A 14,888-nucleotide genomic window follows, 5' to 3' on the forward strand; every position below is an offset into this window, starting at 1 on the left:
GAGCACGGAACGCGGGGAGCGAAACGGAAATGACCACAGCACCACGACCGGTAGCCATCGTCGGAGTGGCGGCCATCATGCCGCAAGCGCCGTCGGCAGCGGCCTTCTGGGACAACATCAAAGGTGGCCGCTACAGCGTCACCGACGTGCCGCCGGAGCGCTGGGACCCGGCGCTCTACTTCGACCCCGACCACAGTGCCCGGGACAAGACCTACTCCAAAATCGGCGGCTGGGTCCGGGAGTTCGACTGGAACCCGATCCAGTGGCGGTTGCCGATCCCCCCGACCGTCGCGGCCCAGATGGACGAAGGCCAGCGATGGGCGGTCAGCGCCGCGCGGGCGGCCCTGATCGACGCCGGCTGGCCCAATTGGTCGGTGGACTCCGACAATGTCGCCGTCATTCTGGGCAATGCCCTCGGCGGTGAGAAGCACTACAGCTCCTCGATGCGCATCCGACTCCCCGAGGTGCTCAGCCGCCTCGAGTCCTCCCCCACCCTCAAGGGCCTGCCCGCCGACGTGCAGCGGGCCATCGTGGAGGAAACCCGGGCGGGCTATCTCGACAACACCTTCGAGATCACCGAGGACACCATGCCCGGTGAACTCGCGAATGTCATCGCCGGCCGGGTCTGCAATCTGCTCAACCTGCGCGGCCCCAACTTCACCACCGACGCGGCCTGCGCCTCCGGACTCGCCGCCCTCAACGCGGCCATCGACGGCCTCGTCGACCACCAGTACGACGCGGTCGTCACCGGTGGCGTCGATCGCAATATGGGCATCGATGCCTTCGTGAAGTTCTGCAAGATCGGCGCGCTCTCGGCTACCGGGACTCGGCCCTTCGACGCCGGCGCCGACGGATTCGTCATGGGCGAGGGTGCGGCGCTCGTCGTCCTCAAGCGCCTCGAGGACGCCGAACGCGACGGAGACCGCGTCTATGCCGTGATCCTCGGCGTCGGCGGCAGCTCCGACGGCAAGGGCAAGGGCATCACCGCGCCCAACCCCGTCGGCCAGCAACTCGCCGTTCGCCGCGCGTGGCTGCGCGCCGGCGCCGACCCGGGCACCGCGATGGCGGTCGAGGCCCACGGCACGTCGACCCGCGTCGGTGACGCCGCCGAGCTCTCATCTCTGACAACCGTATTCGGTGAATCCACGTCCGCGGTCGGCTCGATCGCGCTCGGCTCGGTCAAGTCCAATATCGGCCACCTCAAGGCGGCCGCCGGCACCGCCGGCCTGTTCAAGATGACGATGTCGTTGCACGAGAAGGTGCTCGCACCGAGCCTGAACTTCGTCAACCCCAACGAGAATGTCGACTGGGGCGCCACCCCGTTCGCGGTCAACACCGGCCTGCGCGCATGGCCCGAGAGCCCGTATGGCGCGCGTCGCGGCGCCGTCAGTGCGTTCGGCTTCGGCGGCACGAACTTCCATGTCGTGCTCGAGGAGCACGTGCCCGGGCGCTACCGGCCGAAGGCGCGGGTCTTCGCGGCTGCCGAGGTGCCGGCCACCTCGGTCAGCAGCGCCGTCGTCAGCACCCCTGGCCCGGCCGTGCCCGCCGGACCCGCCAGCCCGGCCGTTCCCGCCAGCCCTAATGTGCCGGCCGGCCCCGCGGCACCGGTTGCGCCCGCGGCACCACGGAAGGTGCCGCTACGCGGGGCATACGTCATCGGCGGGCGCTCCGACGGCGAGATCGTTGACCAACTCACCGCGGCCCTGGCGGCCGCGAAGGCTGGGACAGCGCCGGCTCCGACGGCACCGGACCCCGCGATCGGTGCCGCCTTGATCCGGGTCGCCGTTGATTACGCCGACGCGGCGGAGCTCGCCGCCAAGGTGGACAAGCTGCTCAAGGCTTTTGCCAGCGGCAACGCGGCAGCGTTCCGGCTGCTGCGCCAGCAGGGCGTCTATGTCGGGCGCGGCCCGGCGCCGAAGGTCGCCTTCCTCTACACGGGGCAGGGCTCTCAATACGTCAACATGCTCAAGGGGCTCGCCGCCCGCGAGCCGATCGTCGCCCAGACGTTCGCCGAGGCCGACCGGGTGATGACCCCCTTGCTGGGTCGCCCGCTGACGTCCTTCATCTTCATCGACAGCAGCGACGAGGCCGCGGTCAAGACGCTCAACAAGCAGCTAATGCAGACCGAGATCACCCAACCGGCCGTGCTGGCAACGGATCTCGCGCTGACGCGGCTCTTCGCGGCCTACGGGATTGCGCCTGACATGGTGATGGGCCACAGTCTGGGTGAATACGGTGCCCTCGTTGCCGCCCACTCCCTGACGCTGCCGAGCGCCCTCGAAGCGGTGAGCGCGCGCGGCCGCGAGATGACCAAGGTCTCGATGGCCGACAACGGGGCCATGGCCGCGGTCTTCGGGCCGTTGGAGGAGATCAGGCGCATCGTCGCCGAGGCCGACGGCTATGTCGTGGTCGCCAATATCAACTCCTTCTCGCAGGCCGTCGTCGGCGGCGCGACCGATGCCGTCGAGCGCATCATCGAGCGCTTCGCCGCCGCCGGGATCAACGCCACCCGTATTCCGGTCAGCCACGCCTTCCACACCCAGATCGTCGCGCCGGCGTCGGTGCCCTTCGTCGACGCGCTTCGCCGCCTCGACCTCAAGCCCCCGACGCTGCCGATCGTCGCCAATGTCACCGGGGAGTTCTATCCCGCGGACGCAACGACCGAGACGATGCTCGACTACACCGGCCGCCAGATCGCATCGCCGGTCCAGTTCGTCGCCGGCCTGGAAACTCTGTATGCCGCGGGTGCCCGGGTCTTCGTCGAGGTCGGGCCCAAGAAGGCCCTGCACGGTTTCGTCGAGGACGTCCTCGGCTCCCAACATGACGATGTCGTCGCGCTCTACACCAACCACCCGAAGGTCGCCGACGAGGTCGCCGTGAACCAGGCCCTCTGCGGGCTGTATGCCGCCGGGCTGGGTTTCACCGACGCCGCCCCGTCACCCGCCGCTGCACCGGCGGCCGTCTCGACCGTTCCGGTCGCGGCCCCCCTCGCGACGACCTCCCCGGCGCCCACGCCGGTCCCGGCGGCCCCCGCCGCCATCCGCCCCGCCAGCCAAGGATCCGCTGTGTCCGATCAGACCATCGCCGAGCTCGGCAAACTCTTCGCCTCCGTCCTCGACGAGGGCTTGCGCTTGTATGCCGCGGACCTGGGATACAGCGCGGGCGCGGCCGCGCTCGCCGGCCTGCCCGCACCCGTGGCTCCGGCAGCCGTGCCTGGCGCCACCGAGCCGGTCGTCGTCACCGGTGCGGCCCTCGGCCTGCCGGGTGTCGACCGGGTCTTCGACGATGCCAATATCGCGCGGATCCTCGCCGGCCAGAACTTCATCAGCGTGCTCTCGCCGCAGTTGCGCCAGATGATGGTCGACAAGCGCGTCACCCGTATCGTCAAGGACGCGTCTGGCAGCGGTAGCTTCCAGACCATCGACAATGCCGCCGACGTCATCAAGCTCGCCGGCGTGCACGCCCCCCTCGATGTCGTCGCCGAGTTCGGCATCGACAAGGCCCGCGATGAGGCCCTCGACATCACGACCCGGCTCGCGCTCGGGGCGGGCTTCGATGCGATGCGCGACGCCGGCATACCGCTGGTGATGCGCTACAAGACCACAACGCTGGGCACTCAGTTGCCCGACAAGTGGCTGCTCCCGGAGGCCCTGCGCGACGACACCGGCGTGATCTTCGCGTCCGCATTCCCCGGCTACGACCGCTTCGCCGACGAGATCGAGAAGTACGTCGTCTTCCGCGGCCAGCGCGACAACCTCCTTGCGCTGGAAGGAGTTCGGGCGCTCATGGCCGCCGATGACCCGGCGCGCGCCGAGGTCGACCGGCTGATCGCCGAGCTGCGGGCGGCCATGGAGAAGGAGCCCTATGCCTTCGACCGGCGCTTCCTCTTCCGCGTGCTCTCGATGGGCCACTCGCAGTTCGCCGAGATCATCGGCGCCCGCGGCCCGAACACGCAGGTCAACTCCGCGTGCGCCAGCACCACCCAAGCGATCTCGCTGGCCGAGGACTGGATCCGCGCCGGCCGCTGCGCCCGCGTCATCGTTGTCTCCGCCGACGACGCCTCCGGCGAGCACCTGCTTCCCTGGGTCACGACCGGCTTCCTCGCAACCGGCGCCGCTGCCACCGACGAGCGGGTCGAGGACGCGGCCACGCCCTTCGACCGGCGCCGCCACGGCATGATCGTCGGCACCGGTGCGGCGGCCTTGGTCGTCGAGTCGTCGGTGTCCGCCCGCGAGCGCGGCCTGGCACCCATTGCCGAGGTTCTTGCCACCATCACGGCGAACAGCGCCTTCCACGGCACCCGCCTCGACGTCGAGCACATCGGCGGCGTCATGGAGTCGCTCGTGGCCGAGGCCGAGGCTCGCGGCTACGACCGGCACCTCATCGCGCCCGCGACGATGTTCGTCTCGCACGAGACCTACACGCCGGCCCGTGGTGGCTCCGCCGCGGCCGAGATCAACGCTCTGCGAAGGGTTTTCGGCCCTGATGCGGACAAGGTCGTCATCACCAACACCAAGGGCTTCACCGGGCACGCCATGGGTGCCGGCATCGAGGATGTCGTCGCGATCAAGGCCCTGGAGACCGGCATCGTGCCGCCCGTCCCGAACTACAAGGAGCCCGACCCCGACCTCGGCAATCTCACCTTGTCGCGTGGCGGGAGCTACCCAGTGGAGTACGCGCTCCGGCTCGCCGCCGGCTTCGGCTCGCAGGTCTCGATGTCGCTGACCCGCCGCATCCCGGCACCCGACGGCCGGCGTCGCGGACCACAGGAGCTCGGGTATGCCTACCGGGTCGCCGACAACGCCGCCTGGCAGCGCTGGCTCGACACCCTCTCCGGGCACAGCGGCAGCACGCTCGAGGTTGACCACCGGCGCCTGCGCGTCGTCGACCTCGGCGCGCCGAAGACGCCGGTGGCGCTCACCACGCACGTCCCCGTCCCGTATGCCGCGGCCCTGCGCGCCGCTGCCGGCTCACCCGCCGCTGGCACCGCAAACGCTTCCGCGACAACGCCGTTCGCGTCCTCGGTGGCGGCCCCGCCGTCGCCGGTCGCGCAGCCGGCTGCAGCGGGTGCACCCACTTCGGTCGCACCGCTCACCCCGTCGGCACCGGTGCCGCCATCTGCCCTCGCGGCCCCGGCCGCCCCCGCAACTCCGCCCGAGCCAGCGGCCCCGGCGGGCGATCCGATCCTGGACCGGGTCACGGGGATCGTCGCCGAGATGACCGGCTACCCGGCCGATCTGCTCGACCCCGACCTCGACCTCGAAGCCGACCTCGGCGTCGACACCGTCAAGCAGGCCGAAGTTTTCGCCGCGGTCCGTTCGGCATGGGAGTTGGAGCGCGACGAGAACCTTAAGCTGCGCGACTTCCCCACCCTGCGCCATGTCGCCGGCTGGGTCCGCGGCAAGCTGGGCTTGCCCGAGGCAGGCGTGGCCGCATCCGGCAGCGCCCTGTCCACGGGCGGGACCGTCGATGTCGCGGCGGGTGCGGCCATGGTGTCCACCGGTGGGCTCGTGGGCACCCACGCGGTCACCGACGAAATCCTGGACCGGGTCACGGGAATCGTCGCCGAGATGACCGGCTACCCGGCCGACCTGCTCGACCCCGACCTCGACCTCGAAGCCGACCTCGGCGTCGACACCGTCAAGCAAGCCGAAGTCTTCGCCGCGGTCCGCTCCTCGTGGGATCTCGAACGCGACGAGGACCTCAAGCTGCGCGACTTCCCCACCCTGCGCCATGTCGCTGGCTGGGTCCGCGGCAAGCTCGGTCTGCAAGAGCCGTCCGCGGACGCTCCGGCAGCGGTCGCACCCGCCTCTGGACCATCGCCCGTCGCTGCTCCCCCAATCGCAACTCCGGCGGGTGCGGCCGATGACCAGATCCTCGCGAAGGTCACCGAGATCGTCGCCGACATGACCGGCTACCCGGCCGACCTGCTCGACCCCGACCTCGACCTCGAAGCCGACCTCGGCGTCGACACCGTCAAGCAAGCCGAAGTCTTCGCCGCCGTCCGCGGCGCCTGGGACCTCGAACGCGACGAGAACCTGAAGTTGCGCGACTTCCCGACGATGAACCACGTCGCCGGCTGGGTCCGCACCAAGCTCGGCCTGCCCGAGGCGGGTTCTGCGGGAACGACACCCGTAACCTCGGCCGCCCGCCCCGCGGCACCGGAGACCCCGTCCGCCGCCACAACGGCACCGATCGGCGACGAAGTTCTCGCGAAGGTCACCGAGATCGTCGCCGACATAACCGGCTACCCGGCCGACCTGCTCGACCCCGACCTCGACCTCGAAGCCGACCTCGGCGTCGACACCGTCAAGCAAGCCGAAGTCTTCGCCGCCGTCCGCGGCGCCTGGGACCTCGAACGCGACGAGAACCTGAAGCTGCGCGACTTCCCGACGATGAACCACGTCGCCGGCTGGGTCCGCGGCAAGCTCGGCATCCCCGAGCCTTCGGCGGCCGCTGCCAAGAGCCCGGCACCCGCCGCAACGGGTGCGGCGGAGGGTGCAGCACCCGACGCCACGGGCCGGGGTCCCCGCGAAGTATCGGAGCGAGGGACGAGCGGAGAACTTCGTGGGGTGACGGATTCGGTCCTGGCGAAGGTCACCCAGATCGTCGCCGACATGACCGGCTACCCCGCCGACCTGCTCGACCCCTACCTCGACCTCGAAGCCGACCTCGGCGTCGACACCGTCAAGCAAGCCGAAGTCTTCGCCGCCGTCCGCGGCGCCTGGGACCTCGAACGCGACGAGAACCTGAAGTTGCGCGACTTCCCGACGATGAACCACGTCGCCGGCTGGGTCCGCGAACGCCTCGGTGGCGCGGCCCCCGGCGCAACAGCGGCCGCTGCCCCGGCCGCGGCTGCAAGCCCGGTCGCGGTCCATCCGCACGGCCAGACCATCTCGGGCGATCTGCGCGCGATCGATGCCCTCCCTCGCCGCATCCCGGTCCCGTCCCTGCGCCCGGCCTTGGACAACTGCGTCGACACCGGCGTCGTCCTCGACGGCGCCCGCGTCATCGTCCGCGGTGATGGCGCGGGTGTTGCGGACGCCCTCGTCAAGCGCCTCGAAAAGGCCGGTGCCACAGTCCTGTTCGGACCCGCGGAAGTCAGCGATAACGAGTTCGCCGGCCGCCTCGCCGAGTGGCAGGAGGAAGGCCCGATCGCAGGCGTCTACTGGCTGCCGGCACTCGACGACGAAGGTGACGTCACGGCATACGGGCTCGGTGAATGGCAAGGCGCGCTCCAGCGCCGCGTCAAGGGCCTCTACGCCACGATGCGCGCTCTGTGGGATGCCAGCCCCTTCCTCGTGACCGCCACGCGACTGGGCGGCTACCACGGCTATGACGCCGCGGGCGCGGCGAGCGTGCTGGGCGGCGCGGTGACCGGGTTCACCAAGTCCTACAAGAAGGAACGCCCCGACGCCCTCGTCAAGGCGGTCGACATCCCGCCGAGCCGCAAGACCGCCGCGATCGCCGAGCAACTGATCGAGGAGACGCTGCGTGACCCCGGCTGCGTCGAGGTCGGCCGAGTGGAGGGACAGCGCTTCGGCGTCGCCTTCGTCGAGCAGCCCTTCCCCGCGCTGCACGACGACGGTTCCCCGCTGCACGACGGCGGTATGCCGTTGACCTCCGACTCCGTCTTCGTCGTCACGGGCGCCGCGGGCAGCATCGTCTCGGCGATCACGGCCGACCTGGCCCAGGCGAGCGGCGGGACCTTCCATCTGCTCGACCTGACGCCGACGCCCGACCCCGAAGATGCCGATCTGGCGACCTTCCGCGCCGACCGCAATGCGCTCAAGGCCACGATCGCCACCCGCTTGAAGGAGGCCGGCCAGAAGGCCACCCCGGTCGCCATCGACCGCGAGATCGCGCGCCTCGAACGTCTGGAGGCCGCCCTCACCGCGATCGAGACGGTCCAGGATGCCGGCGGCACGGCGCACTACTACAGCGTCGATCTGACCGATCCCGACGCCGTGGCCGTGGTCATGGAGGAGGTGCGCGAGCGCTCGGGCAAAATCGACGTCCTGCTTCACGCCGCCGGGCTGGAGATCAGCCGCAACCTGCCCGAGAAGGAGCCGCGCGAATACAACCTCGTCTTCGACGTCAAGACCACGGGCTGGTTCAACATCTGGCACGCCGCCAAAGACCTCGAAGTCGGTGCGGTGGTCGTCTTCTCCTCGGTCGCCGGGCGCTTCGGCAACCAGGGCCAGACCGACTACTCCGCGGCGAACGACCTGCTCTGCAAGGTCGTCTCCAACCTGCGCCGCACCCGCCCGCAGACCCGCGGGCTGGCGACGGATTGGACGGCCTGGGGCGGCATCGGCATGGCGACGCGCGGATCCATCCCCAAGATCATGGAGATGGCCGGTGTCCAGATGCTCCCGCCCGAGGCAGGCGTCGCCTGGGTGCGCCGTGAGCTGGAGTCCTCGACCTTCAGCGGTGAGGTCATCGTCGCCGGCGTGCTCGGAGCGATGGCGGCCGAGTACCACCCGACCGGTGGGCTGGCGACGGATCGACTCGGCGCGTGTGGTCCGATGGTCGGCGAGGTGGCGGCCAGCGTGCATACGGGCATCACGTCGACGACCACCCTCGATCCTGCCCAGCAGGCCTTCCTCAATGACCACCGCATCGACGGCACGCCCGTCCTGCCCGGGGTCATGGGCATGGAGTCTTTCGCGGAGGTGGCGAGTCTGGTTACGCCGCAGGGCTATCGGGTGGCGGGCGTCGAGGACGTCTCGTTCGCTGCGCCCGTGAAGTTCTTCCGCGACGAGCCGCGCACGCTGACGATCAGCGCCGTCGTTTCGCCGACGCCGGAGGGAGGCGATCTGCTCGCCCGGTGCACCCTGACCGCCAGCCGCCAGTTGCCCGGACAGGCCGCACCGACGATCTCGACGCACTTCACGGGGACGGTCCGGCTCACGCAGGCCGATCCCGAGCCGGGGCAGGCCGAGGTGACGACGGAGGCAACCGCGGGCGGCGCGCTCGACCAGGGGCTCGTCTACACCTTCTACTTCCACGGCCCGGCCTACCAGGTCGTGGACGAGGCGTGGCGGGACGGCGACGGGGCGACCGCGCGGATGTCGGCACACCTGCCGGACAACCACGCCCCCGCGGACGCACCGCTCATCACGGCGCCGCGGCTGGTCGAGTTGTCCTTCCAGACCGCGGGCCTGTGGGAGGCCGGGACCGCCGGCCGGCTCGCGCTGCCGATGCGCGTCGGCCGCACCAGCGTGCTGCGGGACCCGTCGACCGTCGACGGCCCGCTGTATGCCCGCGCCACCCCGCGCGCGGGCGGCTTCGATGTGCTCGTCACGGACGCCACCGGTTCGGTGGTCGTGCGGCTCGACGGCTACCAGACGGTGCAGTTGCCTGGCGACCTCAGCGAGGATGTCGCCGCGGCGCTGAGCCGGGTCTTTGCCTGATCTGCCGGCCGGGCCCGCTCCCCGCGGGGCCCGGCCGGTCTCGACCACACACTTTGACAAGGGGCACTTCGTGACAACGTCAACCCGGCTGGCCATCATCGACCACGGCGAATCCGTCGTCCGCCTGCTGGCGGCGATCGGCAACCTCAACCGCGACGCGGGGGCTGCTATCACGGCCGTCGTCGTCCACCCCGGTGACACCGCACCGTGGTATGCCCGCGAGGCCGACGCCGCGCTCGCGGTGCCCGCTGAGGCCGGCCCCGAAGGTTTGGCGATCGCGCTGCGCGAGAACGATGTCGCCGCGATCTGGCCGGGTGACCCGGCTCCATACGGCACGCTTCTGGAGGTGGTCGCAGCGGCCTCGGCGGCTGGCCTGGCCGTGATCGGCCCGGACGCCGATGCCATCCGCCGGCTCACCGGACCGGGCGGACTCTCGGGGCTCGGCGCATCGACCGGCGTGCCGGTCGACGAGAGTGCCCTGGCCGACCGCCTGCTCGAGGTGGACACCTTGCGCGATGCGGGCGGCACCATTTGGGTGCTGCCGATTCGCGATGTCTCGCTCGCCCTGGACGGAGAGCCGCTGATCGCCGAGTTCCCGGCGTCGGACGTGCCTGCCGACCTCGCCGAATCAATCACCGCCGGTGTGCGCGCCCTGGTGGCCGCCAGTGGTGTGCAGGGCGCCGTCACCTTTACCGTCGCGATCAGCGGCTCCGGAACCTTCACGGTGCGGGGCGCGTCGCCCTCCGGCCGGCCGGAGCATGCCGGCGTCGAGGAGACCACCGGCAGCAGCTTCGTCGGGCTGCAATGGCGCATCGCGCGCGGAGAGCCGTTGGAGGCGACCCCGCCCGAGGGGGACGGGGTCACGCTCGAAGCCCGCATTCTCGCGCGCGACCCCTTAGCCGGCGACGCCCTGACGGGTGGCCGCATCGCCCTGCTCGATCTGCCGATCGGCACCGGTGTGCGCGTCGATGCCAGTTTGCGGACCGGCGATGTCGTTGCGGCGGAACTGGATCCGGTGCTGGCGACGATCACGGCCTGGGGCCGTGACCGGGGTCACGCCCTTGCCCGGCTCCGGCGTGCCCTCGACCGGACGGCGGTCGTCCTCGACGGTGGTCCGACCAACAGGTCCTTGCTCATCAATGCGCTGGGGTCGCCCGATCTGCAGGCCGGCCCGGTGCCCGCCCGCTGGCTCGCGGAACGCGTAGCGGACGGGTCCAGTGGCGGCGCACCCGACCCGCTGGCCCTGCTCGTCGGCGCCATCGAGTTCTACGAGGCGGATCTGGCGATGGCCCAAGACCGCTTCCGGGCCAGCGCGGCGCGTGGCCGCCCGGAACACATCGAAGCCGTTGGCGGAACAGTCATGCTCTCGTATCTCGGTGGGGCACATCGCTATCGGGTCGACAAGGTGGCCGCCGACCGCTATCGCGTGCACGACGGAGTCGGCGTGGACGTCCACGTCGACCGGCTGAGCGCCAACGAGCGGCGTGTGGTCGCCGGCGAGCGCAAGGCCCGGGTCATCGCGATGCCGCAGCCCGAGTCGGTGCACCTCGAAATCGACGGTGTCGCTCATGTCGTGCGTCGCGACGACGGCGTGGTGGTCCGCACGGGGTGGCCGGCACTGATCGGCTCGCTGCTCGTTGCCGAGGGCGATCAGGTCGTCGCCGGTCAGCCGATCGCCGTGCTCGAGTCGATGAAAATGGTCACGACCGTGACCGCGCCGCTCTCGGGACAGGTCACCGCCGTATGCGTGCTACCCAACGCCCAGGTCGAAAAGGGCGAGCCGCTGCTGCGGATCCGCACCTCCGATCCCGCGTCGTCGTCCTCGGGTGGAGGGGCGGTATCACTCGCCCATCTCGCGGCGGCACCGGACAATTCGGCCTCGTCGACCGCGGCGGCGGTCTTCTCCGAACTGACGAACTACCTCCTCGGCTATGACCTCGACCCCGCGGCCGTGCGCGCGTTCACCACGGCATACGGCAAGCTCGCGGTAAGCGATGCGCCGGGCCTGGCTGGGCACGAGGACGCCTTCCTCGATCTGTTCGCTGAGATCGGGTCGCTCTCGCGGCCCCGGGTCGAGGCGGACTCCGGCGCCGACGACGATGTGGCTAGTGACAACACCCAAGAGTTCTTCCTCGCCTTCCTCCAGTGGCTCGATCCGGACCGGGCGGGCCTGCCCGCCGGCTACCGCGCCCGCCTGGAGCACGCCCTCGCGCGCTATGGCGTGACCTCACTGCACGATCACGACGGCCTGGTCGCTGCCACCTTGTGGATGTTCCGATCCTTTAGCCGGGTGCCGGAACTGGTGCCCGTTGTCGTCGCGATCCTTGAGCGCCGGATGGGCCGCCCTGGGGCCGACAAGTCCTGGCGCGAGCGGCTGGAGCGCCTCGTCGCGGCAACCGAAGGCCGCCACCCGCAGGTCACCGATCTGGCTCGGGATGTGCACTTCCGGGCCTTCGAACAACCCGCGATCGAGCAGATCGTCGCTGTCAACGCCGAGGAGATGGCAGCGCACCTGGCCGTCCTCGCGCGCGATCCCCACACGGCCGATCGCTCGGACCGGATCAATCGGCTCGTCTGGTCGCCGCAACCGCTGCGCTCGGTGCTGCTCGACGCGTGGCGGGCCAGCGTGACCGAGGAGCCCGACTCAGCTACGGGACGCGACTTTCGGGCCGCGGTGCTGGAGATCTATGTCCGGCGCTTCTATCGCATCCGGGACCTGCGCGGGCTCGATGTCGACGTCGTCGACGGGATCGAGCTGGCATACGCCCACTATGTGCACGACGGCCGCGATCTGCACGTGGTCGCCGGCTACCTCCCGTATGCCGATCTCGTTCGCGCATCGCGTGCCGTGGCCACCCACCTTGCCACGCACGCCTTCCAGCGCGAGGCAGTCGTCGACCTGGTGACCTGGCGCGACAGCGCCTGGCAGGAGATCGGTGCGCTCGCCGAGCAGGTCGCCGACGACCTGGTCGATTGCGACTTCGGACGGCCCTTGCACCGGCTCGACCTGACGGTCACGACGCTGGGCGGCGAACGGGCCAGCCGCTCCCGCACCCAGCACCTGACCTTCCGGCAGACCGACGAGGGCGGTTTTGTCGAGGAGCCGATCTATCGCAACCTGCACCCGATGCTCGGCAAGCGTCTCGACCTGTGGCGCCTATCGAACTTCACCCTGACCCGACTGCCGTCGCCCGAGGACGTCTATCTTTTCGACGGCATCGCCAAGGACAACCCCAAGGACCACCGGCTCTTCGCCCTCGCCGAGGTCCGCGACCTGACCGAGGTGACCGACGAGGAAACCGGTGAGGTCGGTTATCCCCTGCTGGGCCGGATGGGCTTAGCAGCGCTCGCCGCGATGCGCTCCGCGCTCTCGACGTATCCGGTGCGTGAGCGGCCGGTCGCCAACCGGCTCGTGCTCTCGATCCGGCCGACGTGGACCATCCCCGCCAAAGACTGGTATCCGCTGGCACGGACCTACGAAGGCCTGGCCCGCGGGGCGGGTCTGGAGAAGATCGTCCTGCACATCTCGGTGCCCGAGACCGACGCCGTCGGTAAGCGGCTCCTCCACGACCGGATCCTGCTGCTCGATGGCCTAGGCGCGGGCGGCTTGACCATCCGGATGGACGAGCCGGGGCCGAATCCCGTTCGGCCGCTGACGAAATACGCGCAGAAGGTGCTCACCGCGGCACGGTTCAAGTCGCCCTATCCGTACGAGGTCGTGCGGATGCTCACCCCGAATCCCGGGGACGCGTCGATGTTCCCGCCGGGAAGCTTCGTCGAGCTCGACCTCGGTGCGGACGACGCGCTTGTGCCGGTTGATCGCGAGCCGGGAAACAACACCGCGCACCTGGTCGTGGGGCTGCTGACCAGCTACACGAGCGTGCACCCCGAGGGCATGACGCGCATCGCCTTGTTGTCCGACCCCACGCAGGGCCTCGGCAACCTCGCGGAGCCGGAGTGCCGGCGGATCAATGCCGCGCTCGCCTATGCACTCGAACACCAGATTCCGGTCGAGTGGTATGCCGTGTCTTCCGGCGCGCTCATCGCCATGGACTCGGGCACCGAGAATATGGACTGGATCGCGCTGACCCTGCGCCGGCTGATCGAGTTCACGCAGGCCGGCGGCGAGGTCAACATCATCGTGACCGGCATCAATGTCGGCGGCCAGCCCTACTGGAATGCCGAGGCGACGATGCTCATGCATACCAAGGGGATCCTGGTGATGACCCCGGCATCGGCGATGGTGCTGACCGGCAAACAGGCGCTCGACTTCTCCGGCGCGGTGTCGGCGGACGACAACTCCGGGATCGGCGGCTTCGACCGGGTGATGGGCCCCAACGGGCAGGCGCAATATTGGGCCCCGAGCTTCCCGGAAGCGTGCGCTTTGCTGTTGCAGCACTACAGCTTCACGTATGTCGTTCCGGGAGAACGCTTCCCACGTCGCCACGCGTCGTCCGACCCGGTCGATCGCGATGTCCGTTCGGCACCGCACGCGGCCCTGACGGGATCGAGTTTCACGGTGGTCGGTGACGTCTTCGATGCCGCGAGCAATCCCGAGCGCAAGCTGCCCTTCGACATGCGCTCGGTGATGCGGGCGGTGGCCGACGCGGACTGCGAACCATTGGAGCGCTGGCAGGCGTGGCAGGACGCGGACACCTCGATCGTCTGGGACGCGACGATCGGCGGCGTGCCGGTCTGCCTGCTGGGCCTCGAATCGCACACGGTGCCTCGGCGGGGCTTCGTGCCGTCCTACGGTCCGCCGGCGTGGACCTCGGGAACGCTGTTCCCGCAGAGCTCGCGCAAGACGGCACGCGCGGTCAACGCCGCGAGCGGCAACCGGCCACTGGTCGTCCTGGCGAACCTCTCCGGCTTCGACGGTTCACCGGAGTCGATGCGCAACTGGCAGTTGGAGTATGGCGCCGAGATCGGCCGCGCGGTCACGAACTTCGACGGCCCGATCGTCTTCGTCGTCGTGTCGCGCTATCACGGTGGCGCCTTCGTGGTCTTCTCCAAGGCGCTCACCGAGAGCATGGAGATCGCGGCCGTCGAGGGCTCCTTCGCCTCGGTCATCGGCGGTGCACCCGCTGCCGCAACGGTTTTCGCACGCGAGGTCAAGGTCCGCACCGAGAGCGACGAGCGGGTCAAGACGGCGCGCGGGGCCGCGGCGAGCGCGTCTGGCGCCGATGCCGCCGTCGCGCGAGCGGAGTTGGCCAGGGTCAGCGCCCAGGTGCGTTCCGAGAAGCTGCGCGAGGTCGCGGACGAGTTCGACGGCATTCACACGATCGAACGCGCTCAGCGGGTCGGCTCGGTGGACCGGATCATCCGGGCCGCCGACCTACGGCCCTATGTCATCGATGCCCTCGCCCGCGGCATGCGCCGCTTCACCTGAAACGAGCGCACCAGCCGTCACCCCACCTCTTGCTCCGGATGCCGCACAACGGGACGTCTCTCCCCCTGTCGACGTCCGCACCC

2 protein-coding genes are annotated in these 14,888 nt (G+C 70.1%); both read left to right on the forward strand.

Features of this window, described 5'->3' with window-relative positions; all coding sequences use genetic code 11:
* Positions 1-29: 29 nt before the first annotated feature.
* Complete coding sequence (locus ABD209_RS02840; protein WP_344061811.1) at positions 30-9,416, forward strand: SDR family NAD(P)-dependent oxidoreductase; 9,387 nt, start codon at positions 30-32, stop codon at positions 9,414-9,416.
* 70 nt (positions 9,417-9,486) lie between these two features.
* Entirely contained in the window at positions 9,487-14,805 is a 5,319-nt protein-coding gene (locus ABD209_RS02845; protein ID WP_344061813.1) for a carboxyl transferase domain-containing protein, read from the forward strand.
* Positions 14,806-14,888 lie beyond the last annotated feature (83 nt).

The sequence above is a fragment of the Nostocoides vanveenii genome (genome assembly GCF_039531165.1).
GTDB classification, from domain to species: Bacteria; Actinomycetota; Actinomycetes; order Actinomycetales; family Dermatophilaceae; genus Nostocoides_A; species Nostocoides_A vanveenii.